At 59.5% G+C, this 24,920-nt stretch carries 24 protein-coding genes and 1 tRNA gene; 13 read left to right on the forward strand and 12 right to left on the reverse strand.

Features of this window, described 5'->3' with window-relative positions; translation table 11 throughout:
* Nucleotides 1-1,265: 1,265 nt before the first annotated feature.
* The 3 genes from VGN12_19520 to parA form a co-directional block, all read right to left on the reverse strand.
* Entirely contained in the window at nucleotides 1,266-2,186 is a 921-nt protein-coding gene (locus VGN12_19520) for a replication protein RepA (GenBank protein ID HEY4311645.1), read from the reverse strand.
* A 123-nt stretch (nucleotides 2,187-2,309) separates the two neighbouring features.
* Entirely contained in the window at nucleotides 2,310-2,582 is a 273-nt protein-coding gene (locus VGN12_19525) for a plasmid partition protein ParG (protein HEY4311646.1), read from the reverse strand.
* Entirely contained in the window at nucleotides 2,579-3,208 is a 630-nt protein-coding gene (parA, locus tag VGN12_19530; protein ID HEY4311647.1) for a ParA family partition ATPase, read from the reverse strand. The genes VGN12_19525 and parA overlap by 4 nt, the downstream gene beginning before the upstream one ends.
* A 652-nt stretch (nucleotides 3,209-3,860) precedes the next feature.
* On the opposite strand from parA, the gene VGN12_19535 reads away from it, so the two are divergent.
* Nucleotides 3,861-4,919: a hypothetical protein gene (locus VGN12_19535; GenBank protein ID HEY4311648.1), complete on the forward strand. Its 1,059-nt coding sequence runs from the start codon at nucleotides 3,861-3,863 to the stop codon at nucleotides 4,917-4,919.
* 112 nt (nucleotides 4,920-5,031) lie between these two features.
* Here the strand turns inward: VGN12_19535 and VGN12_19540 are convergent, their stop codons facing one another.
* From VGN12_19540 to VGN12_19565, 6 genes are all read right to left on the reverse strand, one after another.
* Entirely contained in the window at nucleotides 5,032-5,907 is an 876-nt protein-coding gene (locus VGN12_19540; GenBank protein HEY4311649.1) for a zincin-like metallopeptidase domain-containing protein, read from the reverse strand.
* 324 nt (nucleotides 5,908-6,231) lie between these two features.
* Nucleotides 6,232-6,681 carry a helix-turn-helix transcriptional regulator gene (locus VGN12_19545; GenBank protein ID HEY4311650.1) on the reverse strand — a complete coding sequence of 150 codons (450 nt, stop codon included), beginning with the start codon at nucleotides 6,679-6,681 and terminating at the stop codon, nucleotides 6,232-6,234.
* A gap of 78 nt (nucleotides 6,682-6,759) precedes the next feature.
* Complete coding sequence (locus VGN12_19550) at nucleotides 6,760-7,077, reverse strand: hypothetical protein (GenBank protein ID HEY4311651.1); 318 nt, start codon at nucleotides 7,075-7,077, stop codon at nucleotides 6,760-6,762.
* Nucleotides 7,074-7,298 carry an addiction module protein gene (locus VGN12_19555; protein HEY4311652.1) on the reverse strand — a complete coding sequence of 75 codons (225 nt, stop codon included), beginning with the start codon at nucleotides 7,296-7,298 and terminating at the stop codon, nucleotides 7,074-7,076. The genes VGN12_19550 and VGN12_19555 overlap by 4 nt, the downstream gene beginning before the upstream one ends.
* Before the next feature lie 126 nt (nucleotides 7,299-7,424).
* Entirely contained in the window at nucleotides 7,425-7,781 is a 357-nt protein-coding gene (locus VGN12_19560) for a hypothetical protein (GenBank protein HEY4311653.1), read from the reverse strand.
* 67 nt (nucleotides 7,782-7,848) lie between these two features.
* A complete protein-coding gene (locus VGN12_19565; GenBank protein HEY4311654.1) occupies nucleotides 7,849-8,061 on the reverse strand; it encodes a hypothetical protein in 213 nt (70 codons plus the stop codon).
* A gap of 533 nt (nucleotides 8,062-8,594) precedes the next feature.
* Between VGN12_19565 and VGN12_19570 the strand changes: the two genes are divergently transcribed.
* The 6 genes from VGN12_19570 (at nucleotide 8,595) to VGN12_19595 (ending at nucleotide 18,218) form a co-directional block, all read left to right on the forward strand.
* Nucleotides 8,595-8,954, forward strand: coding sequence for a hypothetical protein (locus VGN12_19570; GenBank protein HEY4311655.1), 360 nt, complete (start codon nucleotides 8,595-8,597; stop codon nucleotides 8,952-8,954).
* Nucleotides 8,955-9,040: 86 nt separating this feature from the next.
* On the forward strand, nucleotides 9,041-11,686 hold the full coding sequence (mobF, locus tag VGN12_19575; GenBank protein ID HEY4311656.1) for a MobF family relaxase: 2,646 nt from the start codon (nucleotides 9,041-9,043) through the stop codon (nucleotides 11,684-11,686).
* A complete protein-coding gene (locus tag VGN12_19580; GenBank protein HEY4311657.1) occupies nucleotides 11,676-12,098 on the forward strand; it encodes a hypothetical protein in 423 nt (140 codons plus the stop codon). The genes mobF and VGN12_19580 overlap by 11 nt, the downstream gene beginning before the upstream one ends.
* Before the next feature lie 59 nt (nucleotides 12,099-12,157).
* Nucleotides 12,158-15,697 carry an NACHT domain-containing protein gene (locus tag VGN12_19585; GenBank protein HEY4311658.1) on the forward strand — a complete coding sequence of 1,180 codons (3,540 nt, stop codon included), beginning with the start codon at nucleotides 12,158-12,160 and terminating at the stop codon, nucleotides 15,695-15,697.
* A gap of 157 nt (nucleotides 15,698-15,854) precedes the next feature.
* Nucleotides 15,855-16,376 (forward strand): hypothetical protein, encoded by a 522-nt coding sequence (locus tag VGN12_19590; protein ID HEY4311659.1) that lies wholly within the window; start codon nucleotides 15,855-15,857, stop codon nucleotides 16,374-16,376.
* 813 nt (nucleotides 16,377-17,189) lie between these two features.
* Nucleotides 17,190-18,218, forward strand: a complete 1,029-nt coding sequence (locus VGN12_19595) for a tyrosine-type recombinase/integrase (GenBank protein ID HEY4311660.1) — start codon at nucleotides 17,190-17,192, stop codon at nucleotides 18,216-18,218.
* A 30-nt stretch (nucleotides 18,219-18,248) separates the two neighbouring features.
* Here VGN12_19595 and VGN12_19600 read toward each other — a convergent pair whose 3' ends face one another.
* Nucleotides 18,249-19,070: a hypothetical protein gene (locus tag VGN12_19600; GenBank protein ID HEY4311661.1), complete on the reverse strand. Its 822-nt coding sequence runs from the start codon at nucleotides 19,068-19,070 to the stop codon at nucleotides 18,249-18,251.
* A gap of 742 nt (nucleotides 19,071-19,812) precedes the next feature.
* Here VGN12_19600 and VGN12_19605 point away from each other — a divergent pair.
* The 4 genes from VGN12_19605 (at nucleotide 19,813) to VGN12_19620 (ending at nucleotide 22,639) form a co-directional block, all read left to right on the forward strand.
* A complete protein-coding gene (locus tag VGN12_19605) occupies nucleotides 19,813-21,126 on the forward strand; it encodes a TraM recognition domain-containing protein (GenBank protein HEY4311662.1) in 1,314 nt (437 codons plus the stop codon).
* 46 nt (nucleotides 21,127-21,172) lie between these two features.
* Nucleotides 21,173-21,763, forward strand: a complete 591-nt coding sequence (locus tag VGN12_19610; protein ID HEY4311663.1) for a hypothetical protein — start codon at nucleotides 21,173-21,175, stop codon at nucleotides 21,761-21,763.
* A 14-nt stretch (nucleotides 21,764-21,777) separates the two neighbouring features.
* Nucleotides 21,778-22,062: a hypothetical protein gene (locus tag VGN12_19615; protein ID HEY4311664.1), complete on the forward strand. Its 285-nt coding sequence runs from the start codon at nucleotides 21,778-21,780 to the stop codon at nucleotides 22,060-22,062.
* 361 nt (nucleotides 22,063-22,423) lie between these two features.
* Nucleotides 22,424-22,639, forward strand: coding sequence for a hypothetical protein (locus tag VGN12_19620; GenBank protein HEY4311665.1), 216 nt, complete (start codon nucleotides 22,424-22,426; stop codon nucleotides 22,637-22,639).
* A 389-nt stretch (nucleotides 22,640-23,028) separates the two neighbouring features.
* Here VGN12_19620 and VGN12_19625 read toward each other — a convergent pair whose 3' ends face one another.
* Nucleotides 23,029-23,427 carry a hypothetical protein gene (locus VGN12_19625; GenBank protein HEY4311666.1) on the reverse strand — a complete coding sequence of 133 codons (399 nt, stop codon included), beginning with the start codon at nucleotides 23,425-23,427 and terminating at the stop codon, nucleotides 23,029-23,031.
* Between the two features lie 424 nt (nucleotides 23,428-23,851).
* A tRNA-Ser gene (locus VGN12_19630) sits at nucleotides 23,852-23,940 on the reverse strand.
* A gap of 130 nt (nucleotides 23,941-24,070) precedes the next feature.
* Here VGN12_19630 and VGN12_19635 point away from each other — a divergent pair.
* Nucleotides 24,071-24,604 carry a hypothetical protein gene (locus VGN12_19635; GenBank protein HEY4311667.1) on the forward strand — a complete coding sequence of 178 codons (534 nt, stop codon included), beginning with the start codon at nucleotides 24,071-24,073 and terminating at the stop codon, nucleotides 24,602-24,604.
* Nucleotides 24,605-24,624: 20 nt separating this feature from the next.
* The coding region (locus VGN12_19640) for a hypothetical protein (protein HEY4311668.1) at nucleotides 24,625-24,920 on the forward strand (296 nt) is incomplete at its 3' end.

Consider the following 24,920-nt stretch of genomic DNA (forward strand, 5'->3'; position numbering starts at 1 on the left):
GCGGGGGTACCGGACGTGGCCAGACTCAAGCCAAACCGACCGGAGCCCAAGAACAACCTAGGGTTGGTACTCGAATCGGTCGGCAAATTCGACGAGGCGATTTAGTCCTACGTCCAAGCGACCGACTTCGGCCCCGATGACGATCGCTACCTCGGGAACCTGATCCGCGCCCGGGTACGGCAAGGGGACCGTGGGCCGGACGTCCGTGACGTGCTCCAACGCCCCGTGGAACGCGAAACCAGGCCGGAATGGAAACGGTGGCCAGAGCAGCGACTGGCGCTGCTCCGGCCGGCCAACGGAACGTGATAGATGGGAACCGTTATGATGCAAAGACTAAGCAATTTCAGCCGCGCAACGCAACTACAAGCCCTACTCCGTCAAAAGAATCGGTGTGGGAGCTGTCGGTCTCATATTTCGCGGTCGGGCAATGCCGGGAAGGCCGATCACCAATTTGGGGAGGGCGCGCAAACCACCACGTGCGCCACGTTAAAATGGGAGGGACAGACGCCCTGCACAACTGTGTCATCCTATGTGACGTGCCATTATTCCGTGCACGAAGGCGGAAACTACCGGTTTGGCACCGTGTCCGGGACAGAAAGCGACTCCCGCATTTCAACGGCTGACACACCCCTAGTACCTGCGATCGAGACGCAACGAGGCAATTCCGATGATGAAAATCCGTGGTCGCGTTATGATCTTGGAACGTACTGAAATGGCACACAACATGAACGGTATCTTGGTCGCGGTGCGGATGACAATACGATCACGCCCGGCACTGTAAATTTCACCGATTACCGATTTTCACGGCTTAAGCTTCCGCGCAATGTCACCGATGCAGCCACGGTAAGTTAGTCGCGCCCCTTTGAGCAGAGATGCGTTGTGGATAAGCAGAGAGATGAGCCAGTTTATCCACGGCAACCTGGTCGCGCCGCCCACGGTAAGTTGGTCGCAGCTACTCATGGAAACCGCGCGTCTCAGGACGGTAACTTGGTCGCCCAAACCTATAATAAATACCTATTAGTTTCTTACCTGTAGTTGTCGGCCTTGTTTCGATGGATAACCCGCAGGGAGCTGGATTGCCAATCGGAGCTATGCTTACTCTAAGGATTGCATTCAAGGGAAGAGTCTCAAGCCAGTCGGACATGGTGCGTAAAATGAATAGGAAGGGGTTTGAGAGGGGTTATCAATCCATCCCGCTACCTATGTAGCCCATAAGGAGTAAACCTGCTGTACGGGCTTCCTAGACCGTGCCGATCACGGCACTTCTAGGACAACAACACCTTACCGCCCGATCGAGATCCTACCGGCGGCGGGCTATGCGTAAGAGTAAGTCCTCTTTCATCCGCCGCGAGCTTGGCGGTCGGGTAAGTAGCATTAACATGTCGCAACGTCTGAAGAAAGCTACGGCGAAAGTCCCGAATCCGAGCAAATCCCTGCCCAAACTGGTCATGGAGCGACGCCCAGCCGATGAATTGCGGCTTATTCGATGGCACCCGATAAAGCCGCTGTGCCAGCCAGACGTAAATATCCAGTGCCATAGAGGACGAGGATAAAGCGGCTATGGCGCGATGATCGAGCGGAACTGCATGCTGACCAAGGGTTTGGTAATACTCCTCGCTGAGGCGAACGGTCGAAGGCCAGAGAGCACGCTGGTCTGGATGCTTAGGGAACCACAGGTCAAACGCACTGACAAACTGGGTGTTGACCTGAACCGCCCTCCCCTCTTCCACCACGCCCAAGCGAATCGTCGCTGACGCCAGTCGCGTCAGTTGGTCTTTCAGGGACCGAAGCTGCTGTCCATTGGTTTCCAGGCCAAGAGACCGGGCAAAGGCGGTCATCGATCCTTCAACGTCCACGATGGGAGATCGGTTGCGAACGGCTTCCGTAGCCAGATGTATCAGGACCAACCGAGGTTTTTCGCCGTAAGGCAGGCCCTGTTTCACGAATTCGCCGGTATACGGGTCCATTGCCGAGCCGGCTTCGATGCGCAGGGACGCAACCCCCTGCTTCCGGTCCCACTCACGGACGTCATCACCGGGATTCCGGTACGGGATACCACACTGGCACTGAACGGTATGAAGGAAGTTGATCCGGCCTGGAGGATCACTGCGGATGGCAGCAGACGTCTCGATCAGCCGTCGTTGATGGCGAGTCAGCGTAGCTCCCGCCGGCAAATTCCCTGTCATCTGCTGCCCCTCGCCTATTTGATTAACTCTTTAAGCAAGCACCTTAGTTCACTTCAACATAACCCGACAAGCACTTCTTGGCGGTCTGTAAATACAGAGTTCTGCAAATACGATTCCCCGCATTTACGATGGATCGTCTTTCCGTGTCTCCGGCAATGATAGACGACCCTCTTCCGCCGGGAATCGGCGTTCGAGCATCTCGCGGACGACATCGGCCATCTGTAACCCTTGAAGAGCGCACTGGCTCTTCACCCGGGTGTGAAGACTTTGCGGCACGTCAATCGTTAGCCGCTTCGTCGATTCGGTCGTCGCGTCGTGATCATTTACCCACCGGTCCGGTGATAATCGGCTGGTTGCCTCGGCCGACGGCTTGGAGCTGAAACTAACTTTCTTCATGCTCCGTACTCCAGAATGTCGTCGACCAGGGCGATCAACTCCCGTACGGCAGGATTGTCGGGGGCCGTCTCGAAGACGGTCTGACCCTGGCCGGCAGATTCGGCCAGTGCCACCCGCTGACAGATCGCGGTCTTGAGCACTGGGATCGGGTACTCGGCTAACGCCTCGACGACGTCCCTACCCAGTGCCGTATTTACGATTTTACGATTGATCGCAAATGCGGATTTCAGGGTCGGCTTATAGACGGAAGCCTCGCGAAGGAGGTCGACGATCTCCTTGGCTGCCCACACATCGTATGGGGACGGCTGCACTGGAATCAGGACAAGATCACTAGCCATAATGGCAGACCTGGCTACCTCATAGACTCGCGGTGGACCGTCGATCAGGACGAAGTCATATCCCTTGGCGAGCACCGGCAGTTCTTTATGGATGGATGCGCGCGGCAGTCCGGCGACCGGGAAAAGGGGCTCTCCCTTGCGCGACGCCGCCCAATCCAAGGCCGATCCCTGCGGGTCGGCATCCACAAGCAGGACGCATTTCTTGCGTCGGGCCAACGCGTCGGCGACATGCACGGCGAGAGTCGTTTTGCCGACGCCACCCTTCTGATTCAAGAACGCGATGATCATCCCTTATCCCCCTGAAATACGATTCTGCTGAATGACGATTCCACGATTAGCAGTATCTACGGGAACGGTCAAACACTCATTTGCGACGACACGATGAATCGTGTTTGCGAATTCCGACATCGTCGTATTCACGTCTGTGTGACCATCCGGATTCACGGATCGTCGTACTTACGATTCGTCGCATTTGCACGGTACAAAACTGCCTAAGCACTGCTTAGGGGAGATGTCTGACAGAATAAATGCATTTCCGATGATTCGAGAAATTCGAGCCAGTTCAGTCGCTTAACTTAGGTAAAGGTGTGTCAAAATGGAGCACAAACCGGCGCCAAATTGAAGGGGGTAATAGTGGTCTGACACGTCGGATGAGGGACGAGATTCGAAGCCTAACGACCGCCTCTGCTCGACTGACGGTCGTGCTTCCGGTTCAGGTCCCTGAGCAGCGGGTGAAGGACGGACAGAACGCTCGCCACCGCCATCGTCCCCATGCAAACCAATGCGACTTTATTAAACACCATTCCATCAACACCGTCCGTACGGCGGGCCATGTCCTGGGCCAGCGACGCGACACGGATGGGATTGGGTGAATATGTGGTCATCCTTCGCGTATAGCGCGATCCGCTGCCAATGTCACGATCGACTTAACGCGAAGCGAATGAATGTCTCGCATTGGAACGAACCCGACGACCTGGCCTCGATCCGCGCGCCTCGCGCGGGTGATCCGAAAGAAAAATGCAAAATTTTTTTTGCTGCCGAAATCGATCCGCGCGGGTCCGCGCGGATCGATTTCTCGGCCATCTCACGTTGTCGACCGGTCGGAAGCGGCCAACGCGGCTCGAAATTGTTGCTACCTTCCGACAACAGGCGGCGGGAAAGGGTTCCCGTGCCGTCCTGCCAATCCAAAATGCTTCAGGAGAAAGATATGAGCCACCAAATCTCGCTAGCCGCGTTGCGTTTCCGTCTCGCCGTTGCAACGGTCCTGGCGCTGTCGGCGTCGGCAGTCGCCAGTCCAATTCTCTGGATCGATGACGAGCAGGGAGGGATCGGCAAAGTCGATGTGCAAACTGGGGCCGTGACGTACGTTGGCAATGCCGGGGTAGCCTTGACCGACATCGCCTTTGATCGGGGGGGAACACTATGGGGAATCGGGTTCAACAACCTGTTTAAGGTAAATACCGCGACGGGCGTAGCAACGCTCGTCGGACCGACCGGGATTCCCCAGGGCAACGCGTTGGTGTTCAGCACAACTGGCGTCTTGTACGCGTCCAGCGCCACCACGCCATTGCTTTACACGGTGAATACAACGACCGGTGCCGCGACAAGCATCGGCAGCACCGGCTTCAGTTCCGCCGGTGATCTCGCATTTAATGCCGGAGCGCTTTATCTCAGTGATACGGGCAATTACTTGGTCAAAATCTCCCTTGGCCCGACGCCGAGCGGGGTCGAGGTCGGCCCGATCGGCTTCAACAACGTATACGGACTCGCGACCGGCGATGACGGTGTCCTGTACGGAGTGGCGGGAACACAAATCTTCGTGGTCGATACCGACTCGGGCCGGGGCAGGTTAAAAAGCGATTATGCAGGCCACGGTTTAATCGGTGCGAATGGGACCTCCTTCGTCATCGAATCGATCCCTGAACCAACCCTGACGCTAGGGATCGGCACGGTAATGGCGTGCAATTCGATGTCTTCGAGGCGCCGTCGTCATCATTGACCATCACAGGCAAGTGCCTTGGCGGCCAGATAGCCCATAAAAAGCAAAGGCGGCAAACCATGTGATGGTCTGCCGCCTTTGCTTGATATAATTGTGACGGTACCGGTCCCGATCAACGTTCCGCGCATTGCCGCTCGCCGCGAATCCAATCCGCCGCCCTCTGACCCGCACCGGCGGTCGTGACGATCAATCGCTTGTCTGACTTGAGTTGCTGGAGCCACCCGTGGAGATAAGCGGCTTGGTTCTTGATCACGGCGGGCGCGATGCCTGCATGACCGCACAGGTACGCAGCTGCGGTCTCCGCGACCAGTTCCTCCTTCGAATAGTCCGAGGAGCCAAACGGGGCAGGGTCCGTGTCCAAGCCGCGATCCAGCCGTTTGCCATGGCCGGTGGAGTGGGACAGCTCGTGAAAGAGGGTGGAGTAGTATTCCTCGGCGGAAGTGAACCGGGACGGCTCGGGCAGACGGACGGAGTCGAGGAGGGGGCGATAGAACGCCTTTGACCCACCATGCTCGACGGCGGGGCCGTCGGCGTAACCTTTGACGATCGCCTCGGCGGCTTGGATCGGGTCGAATACGTTTAGCTCGAAGGGCACTATGTCCGGTGCCGTGATCCCATCGCATTGCTCGGCGTTAAAGACGTTGTAATAGCGAAGCACCGGCACTTTCGCCGGCTCACCGGTCTCCCTGTCCTTGGTCTCGTACTGCTTCCAGAAGACGACCATGGACGCCTTCTCCCCCTTCTTGACGGTTCCTCCCTTAGCCTTCGCTTGGTTGTACGTCATCCAGTATGAGGAGCCGTATCCTTGAGCCCACGCCGTGAACGCCAGCAGGAAGACGTTCACCCCGCGATAGGGCTTGGTGCTCTCCAAGTTCTTCGGGTGCCCGGCAGATGCACTGCCGAGAATCGGGGACCGCCATGGGACCACACCCTTATCCAGCATGGCGATAATCTGGTCGGTGACGGATTGGTATAGATCGAACGACATGGCCTTAACTCCTTCAAATGGTCTTTGGGGTGGTGTGGAACACCCACACGCCCGCCTGACCGGAATGAAGGAGGGGCTTAGCGCTCGCGCGCAGCGGTCAAGGTGGAGGTTCCGGAGGAGGGACCCGCGCAGCGGGCAGACCTTGACGGCGAGCACGGGCGCTACAATCTGCCGACAATGAGTTTCAGGCGGGTTTTGATACACGGCCCACGGCCGGACCTTCTTTCCCCGATACCCCTTCAAACGAAAGAACCAAGGCGGGGGCCTTGGTTCAGGATCAGCAAGTTAAATGACGGATGGACGAGCGCGCGAAGCGAGCGCCGTCTATTTCATCTCGTCCAGTCGCTTGACGGCCTCGCGTTTACCGAGGCCGCGGACTGCGACGAGTTTGGCGAGCTGTGCCCTGCGGGGCTTGGCCTTCTTTGATTCCCAGTGGTAGATCGTCAGACCGGAGACGCCCACGAGCTTTCCGTAATCGAGGGCGGAGATCCCGAGCTTGGCCCGGTGCGTCTTGAGTCCGTCGGCTCGGAACCGAAGGCCGTTGGTCTCATCAACGACTTTGGATGAAGCGGCATGAAGGCCGGCACCGCCACGGCGTTGCTGACGTTGCAGAGCCGAGACGGCCTTTAGTACCGCGGCCAACTGCCGACGGATCGACGCGATGTCGCGGCGGTGCTGCGCGAGCAGCTTCCGAACGACCTTCCCCTGGCGGCGGATGTGGCGGTTGGCAACGCGCCCGATCTGTTCATTGAGGACGTTAGCGAGGTTCGGCATGGGAGGGGCTTATACCCGACATCGGTTATGTCCGTCACGCCGGTGAATCGGAACGGATCTATTGATATTGAGATTCGTTCAGGGGAGCGCCTCGACCCGAAACCCGATCCGTTCCGGATCACCGCGAGTGTCAAACACGGCCACGACCTCAACGGTGGCAGGTAGCACTCGGTACCAGATCGCATAAGGAAAACGGTGCAGGGCGGCCCGGCGACAAGCCGACACCAAGACGGGGTACGCTTCCGGAAACTGCATGATTCGGCGGACCTGTTGGTTCGCCTCGGCCAGAAAGACGCGGCCTAGCCCGCGGGCCTGGCCGTCGTACCACCGCATCGCCTGACGCAATTCGTCCGCCGCCGGCGGAAGAATGGTTAGCGGGAGCGATGCCGGGATCACGGCTCCCGTCGGAGGCGTTCGAAGACCGCTTCCCAAGGCTCGCCGACCAGTTCGCCGCGATCAGCGGCGGCTAGCCGGCGGTCGAGCTCATTCTTTTGTATGTCCGTGAGCGGGGCCGCCAGGGCCTCAATCTCCTGCTGGGCCACGTCGTAAAGCACGTCGGCCAGGTCCATCTTCTGGACCGGTGACAGCGCGGCGATGTCTTGAACGGATAACCCCATAATCATTCCCTCCCATGACTGCTAAGCGATGTACTTCGCCCCAGCATGCCTCAGTTTTTTCGATATGTAAATCGAAGATTGGTATGGCTCGACCCACACGTACAAGCGTTTGATCCGTCCGGAGCGTCATGGTTCGCTCCGGGCCGGATCGTGTATCCGGGGAAGGATGACGCCATTCTCCTGGCCAGCGTCCGCGGCAGGCGAGCCCTCGATGAACCCGAAATCGAGGACGTGCAGTTCGTCGCGGACCTCGACGTAGAGGACAACCATCCCGCACCAGTTGAGGCGCGCACGATACGTCTTGAGCGTTTTGGGAACCGTGCGGCCCTCGCGGCGTTTTCCCTTTCGGGAACTGTGTACCTGCGGCAGGCCGAGGAACAAGTCGTCGATGGCGCTGATGCCGTCAAAGGGGCTGAAGCAGTGATCGAATTGATCGACCAGGTCGGAGTGCATGAGGACTTTGTATTGGGCGGTTGCGGTCATGGTGAATGCTCCTGTAGTTGTTAGATCGTGAGGTGAGGGCGGGTCTCGCAACCCGCCCGGTGGTGGATTACTCCTTCTTCTCGGAAGCGACGCGGAGCGTGACGCGGCCGTCGAGCGGGACGACGTCGAGCTGGGCGTTGAAGCCTTTGCCGTCGCCGTGGGCCCAGGCGGACCCGATTCTGGTCCAGAACACCTTGGCGTTTTTTCCCTCGCGGACGTGGTAGACGAGGTGGCTCGGGGTCTTTGGCGCCGTGGTGGTGTTGGGATTGTTATTGGTCATGGTGTGGTTCTCCTTCGGTTTTGAGTGATCCGACCGCGCCCGTCGCGGCCTGATGGCACGTGGAACAAAGCCGGACAAGTCCGGGGCGCAGCGCACCAGTCACGGCGAAAGACGGAGGCTCCCGCAGGGAAACCGTCTTGGCAGCTTGACTGGCCCGGCGACGGCTTTAGCGTGCCCATCGAATCGGCCGTGTGGTGCGCGTCTGACCCACGCGTGAAGGGGATCGCCCGCATGTCCGCAGGCGAATCCAAAACCATCGCGCGCACGGGAACGGGGCGAGCCAAGATTTCTTGATACATCCGCGGGGAATATCGAAGCCGGGGTGGATCAAATTGGTATGAGTTGAACGGCTGATTTAGACGGGAGGATTGTCCCGTGCCGCTGGCGGCCCACATTCATTGATGTCTCGTTCTGAGCCGCTGGCGCGGAAAAGAGCTCCAGTGAGTGTGAAAGATTCGGGCGCGCCAAGGCAATTACGGATGTACGCGTCGCCGGACGCGGAACCCGTCGTCCTTTGATCGGAGTTACGTCGTATGACCCAGCACCCTGACTCGAAACGGCCTGTCGTCGGCACGCCCATGACCCGCGGCATCGCCCAATTGTTCGGACTGCACCCCCGCGCCGCCGTCCTGCTCATGCTGATCGACGTCCTGCTCTTCGGCGGGGAGACAATCAGCCTCGGCCTGCTGCTCCCGCTGAGCGTCGCCGTCGCCGGCGTGCTGGGCCTGATCACGTACCGCATCCAGAGGCGGGACTACGGTGACGATCACGACGCGGCCCTCACAAAGGCCCTTGTCCTCGGCCTGCTGACCGCGATCCCCGGCCCGCTCTCCCCCGTCCTGGCGCTCCCGTGTGGCGCCCTTGGCCTCGCACGGACCCTCTTGCGGAAGTGATCCCGCCACTGCCGGTGTCCTCCTTTGAAACGCCGTCGTGAACGCGGTTGACGGGACACCCGGGACGTGCTTTGAGGGAGGGGACCATGCTCCGCATCATCCAGAACGCGTCCCCCGGTGGGGCGAAGAGCTATTACTCAACTTCGGACTACTACACCGAGGGTCAGGAACTCATCGGCCAGTGGCGGGGCAAAGGGGCCGATCGCCTCGGCCTCTCCGGCGACATCGACAAAGCGGACTGGGAGGCCCTCTGTGACAACGTTCACCCCGGAACGGGCTGGCCCCTGACGGTCCGGCACAAGGACCAGCGCCGCGTCGGCTATGACTTCAACTTCCATGTTCCCAAGAGCTTATCGCTGCTCTACGGCCTGACGCGGGACGAGCGCATCCTCAATGCCTTCCGCGATGCGGTCGACCGGACCATGCATGATATGGAAGCGGAGATGCAGACCCGCGTCCGGTCCGACGGACGCAACGCCGACCGCACGACCGGGAACATGGTCTGGGGCGAGTTTGTGCACTTCACGTCGAGACCCGTGAATGGCGAACCGGACCCGCACCTGCATGCCCACTGTTTCGTGTTCAACAGCACCTTCGACTCGGTGGAGGATCGGTGGAAGGCAGGGCAGTTCGCGGGGTTGAAGCGGGATGCGCCGTACTTCGAGGCAGTCTTTCATTCCCGAATGGCCCGGAACCTAGCGGAGCTGGGGGTGCCTGTCGAGCGCACCCGGACCGGCTGGGAGGTCGCCGGCATTTCCAAGGAGACGATCGACAAATTCTCCCGGCGAACAGCCGCCATCGAGCAGGAAGCCAAGGAGCGGGGGATCCACGATCCGCGGGAGAAGGACGGACTGGGGGCGAAGACTCGGGAGCGGAAGCAGAAGACGCTTTCGATGGAGGAATTGCGCGACCTCTGGGCGGCGCGACTGACTGCCGACGAGCAATCGAGCGTGGACCGGGCCACCCGACAGGTCGGCGGCCAAGCGATCGGCGAGGATGTTGTGATTACCCGCGAAGCGATGGACCGGGCGACACAGCACTGCTTTGAGCGCCAGTCCGTCCTTCCTGAGCGGAAGCTGCTGGGCGAGGCGATGAAGCGATCCATAGGCAAGGCGTCCATGGACTCGGTTCTCAAAGAACTCCATAGCCGGGGTCTGATGACCGCGGAACGGGATGGTCGACGGCTGGTGACGACGCCGGCGGTCCTCGCAGAGGAGGGGCGGATGATCGCGTTCGGGCGAGAGGGAAGGGGAACCTGCCGGCATCTGGGCGGTCGCGGCGACCACCGATTCCGCAACACGGACCTGAACGATGGACAGCGTCGGGCCGTGCTGCACGTGTTGAACTCCCCCGATCGTGTGATCTTGGTCCGCGGTGCCGCCGGCGTGGGGAAGACGTGGATGATGAAAGAGACCGCACAGGCCATCGAAGAGAACGGCAAACGCGTCTTCGCCTTCGCGCCCTCGGCCGACGCGAGCCGTGGAGTGCTCCGGAAGGAAGGGTTTAACAAGGCCGAGACGGTCGCGCGTTTGCTCGTGGACAAAAAACTCCAGGAGCAAGTCAGGCGCAACGTCCTCTGGGTCGACGAAGCGGGATTATTAGGTACGAAGACGATGAGTGACGTGTTCGATCTCGCCCGGAGACTCGATGCACGTGTTGTTCTGTCCGGCGACCGGCGACAGCACGGATCGGTAGAGCGGGGCGCTGCGCTCCGGCTACTGGAAACGGAGGCGGGGCTGGTCTCATCAGAGATAAAGGAGATCCAGCGGCAGAAGGGTGAATACAAGCAGGCAGTGCGGGCGCTGAGCGAGGGACGGGTCGAGGACGGTTTCCGCCAGTTGGACCAGCTCGGGTGGGTGCGGGAGGTGCAGGAGAGCGAGCGGTACAAAGTGCTTGCGGCCGACTATGTCAAGACAGTTACGGCGGGCAAGACGGCGCTGGTCGTCTCGCCGACGCACCGGGAGGGGGATCGGATCACGCGAGAGATCCGGTCGGCGCTGAAGCAGGCGGCGAAGATCGGCAGCCGGGAGTGGACGATCATGACGCTGGAAGGGATGGACATGACCGAAGCCGATCGTGCCGACCGCATCAATTATCGTCCCGGGCATGTGCTGGAGTTCTACCAGAACGCCAAGGGATACCGGAAGGGACAGCGGGTCGCGGTCGGAGACGCCGCCCTGCCGCTGGATCAATCCGCGCGATTCCGAGCCTACCGCGCGGGCACGCTCGCCGTCGCGCCTGGGGACGTGCTGCGGGTGACGAAAAACGGGCGCACGGCCGGCGGTCGGCAGCGGCTGAACAACGGCGACTTGATCCGGGTCCGCGGCTTTACTCCCGACGGCGACATTATCACCGAGAACGGGCAGACGATCGCGAAGGACTGGGGGCACCTGGCGCACGGCTACGTCGTGACCAGTCACGCCAGCCAGGGAAAAACGGTGGACCGGGTGCTGGTGGGGCAATCTTCCGAGTCGTTCCCGGCCTCCTCTCAGGAGCAGTTTTACGTCTCCTCGTCGCGGGGAAGGGAAGGGATCACCGTCTACACGGACGACAAGGCCGCCCTGCTTGAGGCCATCAGTCGGACGGACGATCGGCTAAGCGCGACGGAGTTCGTTTCGACACAGGAGCATCGCGCACGCATCGCGCGGGCTTCGGAGAGGGAATCGCGCATTCCGGACCGTGAGGTGGAACGGTCCGACCAATGGCGGGAGGAGGTGGCCCATGAGCGATAGCGGCGTCTTGGACAAGTACATCGGCCGCATCGCCGAAGGTGGGATGCGACGCACCGCCGGCGAGCCCGTCGACCATGAGGAGTACGCCGACGACCTCGGCTCCTTCGGCTGGCTCCGCGGCGTGCGCGAGCGGGCGATGATGCTGGAACTTCGGAAGAAGGATGGCAACATCTTGGCCGTCAGTTACAGTTGGCTGGAGCGGATCGAATTCGACCCGTCCGTTGGTATTACGCTCATCGTCGGAGGCCGCCAAGTCCGGATTATGGGGCGTAACCTGAATGGCGAAGTCCGACCCAATGTTCGGCTCTTCGAAGGCATCGTTCGCCACCGAGTGCCATGGGTCCGGCAGGCCGTCGAACTAGCGTTGTCCAAGGAACATCCAGCGGAAACGGTTGTCGAATCGATAGGATAGACGTAGGCTCACAAACACCACATTTACGCGAATCACCCGTTAACGTGTTAAGGCAGGCAATGCCGGTCGCCATTACAACCGCCGAAATGGACGTCCTGATCGAGTATTGTCGTCAGTGTGTCTCGCGCTTCGGTGACATTTACCTTTTCGGTATCGCAGACGCTGAAAACGGACGCACGGTGCTGCCACGAAGTGGCCGAATAGCCCGGAGCCTTATTAGTCACTACGCCGAGCAGGTGGCCGCAGTCAGCGAGCGACCGCTAGGCTTCGATCCAGCCGCGGGGACGGAACACGAGGAGCAGGTTCGTGAATCGTTGCGGTCTGGGTTGTCGGCGCGACGCATCTTTGTTACCGGCGAAGGCGGTACTGGCAAGACGGAGTTCGCGCGCCGGCTTGCCTTGGGAGCAGCAGACGAGTTCCTAAATTCACCTGACCGAACCCAAGGTTTAATTCCGATTTACTGCTCTTTGGCTGCACTGGGTCGGACCGGTGACATCCTGGCAGAAGCCTTCCACGACCTACTGATTGCCAGACCAAGCCTACGAAGAAAGTTGCTGCATGGCGGGCACTTACTGCTGGTGCTTGACGGTCTAGACGAAGTAGCACCGCAGATAAGGCCGGCAATCGACCATCAGCTAGACCGACTTCTGAATGGCGAGTCCTGCCGCCGGTGTTCGCTTGCACTTTTGGGTCGAGAGACCTCACTTGGAAACGTGCTCGGCCCGTCGTTTCCGGCAGCGAATCGCTATCGACTGATGCCGATTTCCCACGACGATGTTGAATTTTATATTACGACGTATTTTCGACATATCGGGAACGTCGACCGCGGCAAAAAGCTCCTGTCTGAAATCGTAGAATCGCAGCCACTTCTTCAAGAGCTTCTGCAAAATCCGTTTTGCTTATCGGGGCTGTGCTGGCTCTGGGAACATCAAAAGATCGCGCTTCCCGCAGAACCCTCCGAAGTCGTCAGGCAATTAACGATGGACCTTTTGGCGCGCCGAAACATTGACCCACAACGAGGCCTAAGGATTCTATCTCGCTTGGCAGCATTTGCATGTGAGCGAGGCTTCCGCTTCGAGACTACGGATGCTGGCTTTCCAACCGGCGTGCCGGCAGATTTACTGGATGAGTTGGCGAGACACAGCGGTCTGATGTTCCGTCACGGCTTGGGCGGTCGACGCGTAACCTATTCGTTTGCAAACCGACTCATCGCCGAGTTCCTCGCTGGGGAGGGTATTGCGCGCAACGGGGCGTTCGGGACTGCGCCACCGCGCGGGAGCACAGTGGAACGATCGATCATAGAGTTTTTCTCACGCCACGTGTGGCATCTCGATGAGGATACGATGCTTGTATCGCTATCCAGCTCGTTGTGTCGGGACCGGCCAAAGCTCGCCGTTGGAATAGCAACATGGGTTGATCGACACGTATCCGGTTATGCGGGATCGGAGGCGTTCGCCCCGTTCGACGACCTCTTCGGAACACTTCAGCAACGTTTTCGAATCTTTTCTCAGCAATTGCCTACTTGCAACGGTGACGGCAAAGCACCTGAAGTGTCACAAATCCCTACCGTTAAGAAATTCGACTCGTCGGGGGTTATCGAAGCTTCGAGATGGGCTTGGTCATCCTTGCTGAGGAGCCGAGTTTTGCCGTGGGAATCGCACCTAGAGGTTCTCCGCAATGAATTCACCTTAAGTGGGCTCGCGCCACGTACGCTTGTGCTGCTTGCGAATTTGGTTGCCGATGTCACTGGTAACAAGGAGTTTTTAACTGACGGAGGCGAGGATAGGATCTGGAAGAAGGAAGACGAATTGAAGGAGGCCGTACACGGCAACAGGGCAATTCGAGACAGGGTGACCAGGAACCTCGGCCTCATAGAGAAGATGGGTGAAGAGGAGTACGTTAAGCTCTTGGTGGCGATCGCGCCAGGAGACCCGGTCGCGCGAAACGTTTTAATCGACAGACTACGAGGCGAGGATACTCCGTGTTATCTCCTTAGGTCACTGGCGGCAATCGCGCCGCGTGACCGCGTCGCAAGGGACGCGCTACTCGCGATGCTGCGCCCGCTATCAGGTCTCAGCTACACGAGCGTCCTCATTGCCGAAGCGCTACGGTTCATTGCTCCTGGGGATGCGAAGGCTGCCAGAGAAATTGCAGGAATACTCGGCGCGCCATTTCCACAATTTCAACGGAATATGGACGCGTTTCTAATACCGGCGTTGATCGACATAGCTGCACGGGACGAAGAAGTGCGGGACGTGATCATATCGCGGATGCATGTAGACAGATATGCTTGGACCGAGTTGCAGGTGTCATATATTCACGCGCTGGCCATCTCGGCACCAAATGACGTGCGCGCGCTGGCGGAGATCACTCAATTTTTGGAGCGGAGGACGCAAAAAGAGGAAATTTTCGCGGCGGTTGATGCGCTGATGGTGGCCGGGCGGAATGAGGACGTAGCTATTCGCGCACTGATCGCGAAATACCGTGATGCTTCGCCGCGCAAACTGGACATAACGCAATTTCGCGCGGCAGAGGAAGGGGAAGGGATCTTTGAAATTCCGGGCAATGGGAACAGTCTTTCCGTTAAGAGGTACATCCTCCAGTCTCTTCCTCACATCGCGTCCCAAAATGGAGAGGTGAAGCAGTTTTTACGCTCGGTTGTGATCGAGGAGAAGGAGCGCGGTATTAGGGCGACAGCAGCTCGAGCCTTGGCGGCTTGGGCGTCGTCAGACAAGGAGGTAAAATGTGTATTGCTTGATGAGGTCCACGCAGCCGGAAGTCGTAAATGGGGGTTGGACGACATGGAAGTGCTGGAGGCCCTTGGGGCGGGTTGCCCAGGCGATGCGGACGTGGCGTGGTGCTTGGTACACTCGGGAATGACCAGCGAGTTGCGGAGGGGGCGATGGCGGGATTATGCCGTCATCATTGGTCAAAGGGACCATCTCATGAAACGTGCCGAGGTGCTGGGTTGGCCCTTGGGGACAGATGGTTTTCAACTCAGCGACATGAACTTGCGCGTGCATCCCGAATGGAAGGAGACCGTCGACGGGCCGCGTGGCGTATTGGTCGTACGCCGTGCGCAAATTCACTCGGGGCTCGACCCGAGGTTGCTCCCATACGACATCGAAAACACAAGCTCGTCGCACACCCCGGCTACGTCCACCGCGGACTCCCACATCCCTGGTGGAGAATACGCCCCACCCGTGGGCAGATCAGAATTGCCAAATAGAGGTGGGATGACTGTCCATTTAGTACTATTCGTGTCAGAGCGGCGCGTTCTGATTGACGGTCGCGAGGTTGAGAAGCGGCTGACACCAAACGGCACTATCATGCTCAAAAAGCTGATGAGCGCCCCTCGGAAGATCTGGTCATATAGCGAGCTGCTGGATCCGCCTCCATCAGGCAAAATAAAAGGCGGGGTTAAAGCTCTCTTGAAAGAGCATTCTGAGCTCGTCCGATCGACGTACAGGCTTTTGCCACAAAGGCTAAAAAAGTTGATCGTTCGCGGGCGGGGCGGCTATCACCAGGGAACTACCCTCCACCAGGACGTAGATCCGCAAATCATCGAAGGCGGTCGCGCGCCTGATGCACCGGTATAACCCGCTAAGATACCGCCGACACACCGCCAAGCTCTGGGGGACTACCCCGACAACACAATCTAGGCTCGACCTCCTGGTAACACGCGAATAGTGGAGCGTCTTCACCACGCAGGTTACCGAAGCTTAAACCCGGCCGATATGCCGGGAGGAGAGTGTCATGAGCCTCAACGCGAACGTCGGCAGTCACCTGCGCGATCGGCTTATCCGAGTTGCGCGACGCCAGCTACCTAAAATGACGGTCTATGATTGCGAAGATGCCGCCCACGACGTCATCGTCATGGCCCTAGTCGCGGATATTGCCGCAAAAACCGATTGCAAACGCGGAACGTTAGAATCGCTTTACACCGGAGTGGTCCGCAATCAGTGCCGCATGGGACGCCGGAAGTACATGCGGGGCAACGAGCATCTCAGGGAGGATCTCGCGGACCAACCGCTTGATCCAGCGCGAGAGACGATGCGACGGGAACTCCGAGGGTTTGTCCGCCGAGCAGTTCGGCAGTTGGCGGTACCGCTGCGGCAGGCCATCTACGCGAAGTTTGGCACGATGGGTGACGACGATGACCTGCCGCCGAGTGCAAGCACGGGTCGCGGGTCCACGCCATACGTCCGTCTGAATCGCGCTAAACTTCGGTTGTTTGAGATGCTTCAGGGGCTCTCCGCGTCCATACATCCGGTTTGAGTGTAGGATTGCAACTGCTCCCCAGAGCCCGACCCACGAGGGGAGGGCTTTCTTCTTTTGCAGTTTATTCGCCAGCTTACCGGCCAAAACGAACATCCACGGTCGGCGACTTTCGCTTGCGCATTTCCGCGGCATGTGGGAAACTCAAGGAAATTATCCTTGGGGATGTAGGATCTGTGGTCAACTGGGCAGGCGAGGCGGCAGGAGACCAGGAACCGTGGCAAGCTGCGATCCGGCAGAGATTGTTCGCGTCCTTGCCTGAGGAATTCGCCGGCCGTTATAAGTTGGTGACCCGGATCAACCACGCGTTTAGAGCAGAACTTGCCGCGACTTTGCAGGGAAGTCTTAATGATCACCTAGCGGCAATGCCACAGGACTCGCTCGCGGAGAAACAGGCCTTGGCGTCTTGGGTCAACGAACATTTACGACTCCTCGGGCTCGCCGTACGGTGCCCGAAAACAGGCCTTCCCGGCACACTACTAGCGGATTTCCAAGATGCGGCGCACGAGGATACGACCCGCTTCCGAGTCGAGGTACGAGATCGAACCGGGCGACGATTCAAATCCTACACATCCCCATCTTTATTTGATCTGACACTGATCGAGGACACGCCGCGTCAGGAGCCGCTTGCCCGGGGATTTCGGCGGCGCTGACCAGATGCTCTATGTGGCTTGTCGGGCCGCCTGAGGTCTTTAAGCAAACAATTGTAGTGTTTGAACTGTCCCTGTCGCATTACCTAGCTCCCCGGTGTATTGCCCATTGTTGTTAGGAAACAGTCAAGCGATTTAGCGGCGATAAAAATTCGATTGCTTTATGCGCGATAATCCGGTTTATCACGTGATGTGGGGAGGGTATATGGTCAAAGGGAGTGGGAACGGGCAAACGTTAACAGTTGTCACTGAATCGAGGGGTGAGGTCGCGGTACTCGATATACTCCGAAGCATTCCCGAGGAAGAGATCTGGCTTGCCGGGCAACTTTCGCCGCACACGCGACGCGCGTACAAGCAAGACGTCGAGCACTTCATCGCGACGATGAATCTCCGCGACACGTCCGACTTCCGCAAAGTCGGCCGCGCCGCAATCGTCGGATGGCAGAATCGCATGACGGAAGAGGGCGCGAAACCGCGCACTATCCGCCGCCGGTTGTCCGCGTTATCGTCATTGTTCGGGCATCTTGTCGTGCATCGCGTTGTCGACAGTAATCCGGTGCGCGACGTGAAACGCCCGCGCGTCAACCGCCAGCAGGGAACGACGCGGGCGTTCTCGCCAGTCGAGGCGCGGATGATCCTCGATGCGCCTGATACGACTTTTCTACGCGGCCTTCGCGATCGTGCGATTCTGTCGGTCGGATTCCAAGCCGGGCCGCGTCGATCGGAGATCGCCGGCTTGCTGGTGCGGGACTTTCATACCGACGCGGGCTACAAGTCGCTGCACTTCATCCGCAAGGGTGGCGAGGATCTCTCGTTGGCAATTAACCCGCAAACGACTCAGCGGCTCGCGGCCTACCTCGACTCGGCCGGCCACGGCGATGATCGTGACGGCCCACTCTTTCGCCCGATCGGGCCGAGAGAGCCCGACGGGAGAGTCGCGAGCCTGCGGCGCCACCTGCACCCGGAAACGATGGACCGTGTTCTGCGTAAATATGCCACTTCGGTCGGATTGGATGACGGGTATAGTGCTCACTCGATGCGCGCCACATTCATCACGACCGCGCTGGAAAAGGGTGCCAGTCTCGAAGATGTACAACGGGACGTCGGCCATGCCGATCCGACGACGACCAAACTCTACGACCGCCGCGGTCGCAACCCCGAGAAATCGGCGTCGTTCTTCGCCACGTACTAGGTGCGGATGATTCCAGCGGTCGAACGGACTTCATCGGCTCTTACGCGACGGGCTTCCAGCAACGAGGGCGACTTGTCGTCGTGCGCAGGCTTCTAATTGCTTGGCGGCGTGCTCGCCGAAATCCTCGATGTACGCGGAAATCGCTGACTGTATCTCGACAACCAGTTTCTCCGATTCCGCGGGCGTATTCGATCGACGTTGCGCGAGTGCCATCAGGTCCGCGATCTTCTCGGCATGACGCTCGGTGATCGCCCGCACTTCCTCCGGGCTTGGCCGAACGGGGCACCCGTCGTCCTCCTTGCCAAAGCGACCGGCAGCGACGGCGTCCTGCAACGGCTTTGGGACGGGCATTCGGGAACTGATTCTTCGGCCATGATCTGCCGGCCGCGATGTTATTGGCTCCAGTTCAGCGTTAGATCGGATCGCGCTTTCCATTTCAACCTTGATGCTGGCATGCCAAGCGCGAAGCGCTTTCTCAAACGACACGGTCGCATCGGTGCCGAACGCATCCTCGTACACCCCCATTAGTGAAGCGAACGATCGCTCCAGCCGTGCCGGTTCGGTTTCAAAGAATCGCCGCAGCCTTTCCCGAGCCGCATGCGTTCGGGGCGGCTTGCCGGTGGCGGGATCAACCCTCTGGCGACGTGCATCGCAGACGGCGTCCAGATCATGCAGGACTGAAAGTGACTCGCGGGCGTGCTCCTCGTGGATCGCGCGGACGTTGTCGGGATGAGCGTCCTCTTTGCGGACGACGCCGGCCGCCAAGGCCTGCTCGGTCGGCGCGGGAAAGGTACTACGAAAGTCCCACGGCAGCCTTTGCACCAGCGGCGACTCCGATGCCAGCCGCGGCATGACCAGAGACCCCTCCGGAGATGCTGTCGTTGGAGTTTCCGCAGAAAGATCTGGGGCGGCCGGGCCGGAGGTCGTCGACCGTCCCCAATCAATGTTGAGCTGATGGGGATCAGTACGTCGTTTCACTCGCCAAACGTAGGACTCCGGCGCCATTTGCGCAAGGGTTTTGTGGTCGCCTTGAACTGAGGATCAACATCGTTGATTCGAGCCACACTTCGACTCGCCTACATCGGGTAGCACATCGAGCCGTTCGAAGAACAGCATTGAAAGAATTGGCCTCCAAAATGCAATTATGAGGTGGAGACACAACTCATTGGAGGGACCACGACATGCGCCAGCTCGCTCGCTTCATCGATTCAATACGACGGTGGGTGGAATGCGTCATCCGGTTCGTCATTGTTCGCACGCTGGGGGAAACAGCGGCCCAGTGCTTCGCGGACATGTGCGACCTGGCTCGCGAAATCCGCTCCCAGAAACCCACGGCGGTTCAAGCCAAGACTTCGGAATGACACCGGTCGTCGCCAGATCGTCGGGAATCAACGGAGGTATCTGCATGTTCGATTGGCTACGCAATCGGCGGAACCCGGTACGCGAGCGATGGGCGTTGGATACCCCGCTGTTCCGCTGGGACGAGCGCGGTCGTGACGTCTTCACGATCGGCAATTCCTATTGCGGTTTTCTCTGTCTTGGCGGCACGGGTAGCGGGAAGAGCAGCGTAACGGCGCGGATGCTTGCCCTTTCGATGCTTTCCGCCGGCTATGGCGGCCTCGTCCTCAGCGTCAAACGCGAACTCCCCGTTTGGCAGGAATACTGCCGCATGACCCAGCGGGTCGCCGACCTACGGGTCGTCGATCACACCTGCCGGGACTGCGCCTTTAACTTTCTGGATGAACTCGTGACGTATCAGGGCGGAGACGTCGGCCTGACCGAGAACATCGTCTCTCTATTCATGGAAATCGGGTCTATCGGCTCCCGTCACGGTGGCAGTAAGGGAGACGCTCAGGGCGACAACCAATTCTTCCACCTGGCGACCAAGGAACTGCTCCGGAACCTGATCTCCCTACTGATCCTGGCGACCGGAAGGGTTTCGATCCCGGACCTCTGCCGGCTGGTTTCTGTGCTCCCGCGAACTCCCGACAACGTCGCGTCGGCGAAATGGCGCGAGTCGAACTGGTGCTTCCAACTGCTTCACGCCCTCGACACCCAGCCGAAGCCACCGTCCCAGCAACACGATTACGAGGCGATCCTCAATTACATCTGTTACGGTTTTCCGAACCTAGCACCTCGCACTCAGTCCTCGATCGCTGCCACGTTCTCGGGCATGGCAGATTTATTTCAACGCGGGCTGTTACATCAGCTTCACAGTCAGGGGACGTCCCTCTCGCCTAGGGCTATCGACAACGGCGCCGTCATTGTGCTTGACCTTCCGCTGAAGACTTACGGCGACGTCGGGCTCTACTGCCAACTCGTCTGGAAGATGATGACGCAAAACTACCTGGAACGCCGTCCGGTCGATGCGAACACCACGCCGGCGTTCATCTTCATCGACGAGGCGCAGTTCTTCGCCAGCCAGCAGGCTGACGCGCTCTTCGCATCGACCTGCCGAGCCTCCCGCGTGGCCAATGTCCTCATCAGCCAGTCCGTCTCGGGCTTCGAGACAGCGTTCGGCTCGGGGGCGATGGGAAAGGCCCTGGCCGAGCAGCTCTTCGCCAACCTCTCGACGAAGGTGATCCACGCCACCTCGGACAACGGCACGGCCGAGTGGGCCAGCAATTTGATCGGAAAGAATTACCGCCTGTTGGGCAATAGTAGTTGTTCGCAAGGACCGGGCGGCGTCGATTGGGCCGCGATGGCCGGGATCGGCCCATCCTCCCAGCAGACTTCCAGCGGGTTTTCGGAATCGCTCCAGTACGACGTGGAGCCGAGCGAATTCGCGTACCTGCGTACCGGCGGACTTGAGAACGGTCTGCTCGTTGACGGGATCGCCATCCGGAGCGGCCGTCCGTTTCAATGCACCGGCAAGACGTGGATGCCGGTGACGTTCTCGCAGCAATAACGATTTCAATGCGACCAACCGTTGAATTTCGAAAGGAATATCTCTCATGCGCCAAGACCAACAACCGCCTCGTCCGTCGTTCAAGGACGAGGCCAACACGGCGACGAACATTATCCTGTTCGTCTGCGACGCCGCGTCGCTGCCGATCCTCGTCGTCTTCAATCGAGACCTCGGCTCGCGGCGGGTGGGGTTGCAGGCCCTCCTCACGCTGCTGCTGATCCCGCTGTGGGCGACGTGCTGGCCGGACGAAGACCCCACGCCGATGGTGTGCATCCTCTTCGCCTTCATCCTGATGTGCGTTGTCACCCGTTGCGGCGTGTGGACCCGGTCGCTCCGTGAAGGCGGCGATACCGAACACCGGAACTCCGACGGCCAGTCCCGGATCGGACGGCTCATCCCGTGGTTCGGTGGCGCTGCCGGGCAGCACCTCCAGACGGCCGTAATTTTGGCGGGAGGCTTACTGGTGTTGTCGTTCGATCCGGCCGTGGGCAGCTTCGTGACGCTGGCGGCCGTGACCCGATTGGTGGTCCTGACGGCGCAGCGAATCGCGTTCAACGATCGGATCGCGGCCATGCGGGACCAGCAGATCGAACAACGTGCGATTATGGAAGCGTTTCGCCGCAGCAGCGGCCGGTAAGAAAGGAGACTGCAATGGCAAGAGAAGATCGTGACGAACGAACGCGGAAAATCGGAGACCAAGCGTTAAAGGCAATGGCATCGCTCGGTTTGGAGGAGCTGCGCAACTCAATGTTTCACGGCAGCAACGTAGTCCAGCACTCCACGGAACCGGGCATGTGGGGCGACCGATCCTTTGGCGACGTCAGTACGGATCGGGCACAAGACCGTTCGCCGTCGTCACTCGCGGACCACATCCGTCAGGCGGAGCAATCTCGCGGCGGTCGTGAACAGGAATCGCCCGAACTCTCGCGCGAGTGATCGAATGCGCCGGAACTCTCCGCGATAATTCAGGACTGGAGGTAAGAATGAATGCCGGACAGGTGGTACGACGGGTCTTGGCCGCAGCGGCAAAGACCGATGGGTTCTTCGACCTTTGCGATGCCGAACGTCTGGAGTGGATGATCGAACGGGGGTTCATGTTGGGCCGGCAAGCGAGTCGCGGCAAGGCTCGGAAGTCTCTGCCTGCTGGCGCTCTACTACACTGCGATCGTTGCCGGCGGAGCCGTCGGGATGACGATGAGGAGTCGTAACGAAGCAGCGAACAAGCCCGCGCGGGTCCGCGCGAACGTGAGACGGATTTATTGATTGACGGGCGAGATATCACCACGGAGATTGCTTAATGAATCGGAAGTTAACCATGCCGGAAATCACCGCCGCCATTGATCCTTCCGTCTTGCCGCCGATCCTGACGCCGCAGGAAGCGGCGGGACTGCTTCGATTGAAGTTGTCCACGCTCTATCGCCACGCCTGCGAGGGCCGCTACGGCTCGGCCGTGAAGCGCGGCAAGCCATTGCGGTTTTGGCGTGACCGGCTCATTCAGGAGTTCATGCGATGAAACTGACCGACCGCGAACGGATCGAGGGAACGGAGATCACGATCGGCCGCCGCGTCCACTACAAGAAAGGCCGGGCGGTCGAGAGCGACCGGTACGCCGCTGAGTATCGAGACGAAAGTGGCAAGCAGGTCGCCGAGAACCTCAAGACCGAGAGCCGCCTGGAGGCACGGAAGAAGGCGTTAGCCATCCATGCCCGGCTCCAGGACGGACGGCCACGGGTCGCGGACTCACGGCTTGCGCTGGCTGAGTTGGTCGATGACTATTTCATTGCCACCAAAGCGAGGGGAGTGGCCCCGAAGACCGAATGGAAGTACCGGGCAGATCTCGGGAAGCTCAAGGAGTTCTGCGAGGAACAAAAGCTCATCCTCGCCGTCCGGTTCGGGCGCGAATTATTCTATAGGTATCGTGAATGGCTCGTGGCGAAGGAATATCAGCCGAAGACGGTCTACGCGGCCTTGATGATCTGCAAGCAGGTATTCAAGTGGGGTCACGCCGAAGGGAAGGTCCGCGAGAACCGTTTGGTCGGAACGAAACTGGCCGTGGCTAAGGCCCGGCCGCAACCGTGCTTTACGACCGAGCAAGTCGAATTGCTCATCGGACGAACCACCGGCGTCGAGCAGGTCGCAATCGCGACCTTGGGATACGCGGGCCTTCGAATTGGGGAAGTCGAGCAAATGCAGTGGATTGATCTGCGCCTTGATGACCAAAGCGGCGGTGTCTTCCACGTGCGCCGAGGGGGCTCCAACGGAACGACCAAAGACAAGGACGAACGGTTCGTTCCCATTCATCCGCGAGTCCGCACCCTTATCGACATGGCACCTCGCTTATCTGCATTGGTGTTTCCCGGGATCACGGAGCGGGCGCTGCTCAAACGCATCAAGGAGCTGTGTGTGCAACTGAAATTCCCTGGCGGCAAGTCGTATAAACTGCACTCGTTCCGGCATCACTTCGCCAGCCTCTGCGCCAATCATCACGTCGCCCATCGCAAAGCCCTGGCATGGCTGGGGCACAGCAGCAGCGGCATCTTGGAACTTTATTACCACCTCACGGATGCTGACAGCCAAGCTGCAATGCAATCACTGGCAACGGGTACGTCTGTGGAACTAAAACCCACTGCTGAGGGCAATTTGAGGGCAATGGGGGAGTCAAAAATCGAGACCGACGCGCAAAAAGAAGCCGAGCAAGTGGTTATGAACCTGCCCGGCGTTGCAGCGGAGAGAGTGAGATTCGAACTCACGAGCGGGTTTAAGCCCGCTACAGCATTTCCAGTGCTGCGCCTTCGGCCACTCGGCCATCTCTCCTGATCCCTCATCCTGTTCAAACGAGGGATCGGGATTCTAGCGATCCTCTCGCCTAACGCCAACCCCCCGGCCTTGATCCCTTTTCACCTTGGTATACGCTTCGCTCCGCCTCATCCAAAAGGAGCCGTTTATGAAGCAGTCCATCTCCTCCGTCATCCTGCTCAGTTCGTTGCTGATCCTCCCCTTCGCCGGCTGCGAAAGTCTCCCCGGCAACGACGCAAATAAAGACGTCGTCGCCGGCGGCTTCACAAATACTCCCAGAAGCCAACCCAAAACCGGCGGCCATTTCGCCACCGACGACAAAGTGGTCGGCGGCCTACTCGGCGCAGACGGCGGCTTCCTCATCGGTCAGCAACCCGACAAAAACGACCGCGCCGAAGCCCAACTCGCCTCCGACCAAGCCCAAAAATCTCCCGCCTCTCCCGCCCAGGCCCGCCAATCCGCCACCGCCGACCTCAATAAAGATGGCTTCGTCACCCTCGACGAAGTCGTCGCCATGCGCGACGCCGGCCTCGACGATCAACAAATGATCCACCGCCTCCAAGCCACCGGCCAAGTCTTCTTCCTCACCCAATCCCAAGCCGACTACCTCCTCAACCATGGCCTAAACCGCACCGTCGTCAATGCCCTACTCTCCCTCCACCAACCAACGACGACGCCTTAATTTTTCCTATAATGCCCAATATGCGATTCACCCCTCTGCTCCTCATTCTTCCCCTCCTCGCCGGCTGCCAAAAATACGGCTACGACATCGTCCAGCCTCCCACCACTCCTCTCCACATCACCTCCGACGATTGGCAACGCCTCTCCGCCGACCCTCTCTCCTATCGCTTCCGCGCCATGGAAAGCCACCTGATCGTCGAGATCTACAACACCGACAAATCCCCCCTGCGCCTCCTCGGCGACCGCTCCTACATCATCACCCCCGCCCACCAATCCATCTCCCTGCAAACCCAATCCATCGCCCCCGGCACCTTCAT

It is taken from the genome of Pirellulales bacterium (genome assembly GCA_036499395.1).
Classification (GTDB): domain Bacteria; phylum Planctomycetota; class Planctomycetia; order Pirellulales; family JACPPG01; genus JACPPG01.